General features: G+C 65.2%; 2 protein-coding genes and 1 pseudogene. All 3 read right to left on the minus strand.

Going from position 1 to position 752, the window contains the following annotated elements; all coding sequences use genetic code 11:
* A pseudogene (locus tag NRB56_RS38135) lies at positions 1-202 on the minus strand (ATP-binding protein); the annotation flags it as partial.
* Positions 183-554 carry a DUF742 domain-containing protein gene (locus tag NRB56_RS38140; RefSeq protein ID WP_319944125.1) on the minus strand — a complete coding sequence of 124 codons (372 nt, stop codon included), beginning with the start codon at positions 552-554 and terminating at the stop codon, positions 183-185. The pseudogene NRB56_RS38135 and the gene NRB56_RS38140, both read right to left, overlap by 20 nt.
* Positions 555-567: 13 nt before the next feature.
* Positions 568-752: roadblock/LC7 domain-containing protein (locus NRB56_RS38145; RefSeq protein ID WP_406603583.1), on the minus strand; the 185-nt coding region annotated here is incomplete at its 5' end.

The raw sequence follows: 752 nt of genomic DNA on the forward strand, positions 1-752 counted from the left end.
TCTTCTTGCCCTCCACACCGGACAGATCATCCACCCCCACAGAGGTTTCGGTGATCATCTCCTCGGTGCGCAGCGGCGCCACCTCACTGATCGCGCCGACCATGGTGGTCTTACCGACCCCGAATCCACCGGCGATCAGGATCTTCACGGAAGCGGCCAGCTGGGTGTTCCCGGCCGCGGGGTCAGAGTCTACGAATGCCATCGAGTACCGCTCGCAATAGGTTCACATCGTTGGGGCCCACATCGGTCTGGATGGGGGCACGGGAGTCGAGATAGCCGTCGCCGATCAGGTCCGCGACGAGGATCTTCGACACTGCCAGAGGCAGTTTCAGGTGTGCCGACACCTCCGCCACGGACTGCGGCGTCCGGCACAGGTTCAGGATGTCCGTGTATTCGGGTTCGGTGTACCGCAGTCGCGGCGGGTGATCGGCGATCACCACCAGAGTCAGGATGTCGAGTTCATGACCAGCACCGACGGTACGACCCCGGGTCACCGCGTAGGAGCGCAGCAGCGGGGCGTCTTCGTCGAACCAGGAAGTGTCGTCGTGCTTCACGGCATCTCGCCCGTCACTGCCTTCGCGGCGGTACTTGCCCGGCCAGGCCGTGGGCGCGCGGTGCGGTCGAGAGGTAGGTGCCCAGCCGCTGCACGGTGATGTTCATTTCGTAGGCGACCATTCCGAGGTTGGCGTTGTCGTCGGCCTGGATCGCCAGGCACGCGTTCGCCCCCGCCGCGGTCACGAACAGCACCGCCG

The sequence above is a fragment of the Nocardia aurantia genome (assembly GCF_009604425.1).
GTDB lineage: Bacteria > Actinomycetota > Actinomycetes > Mycobacteriales > Mycobacteriaceae > Nocardia > Nocardia aurantia.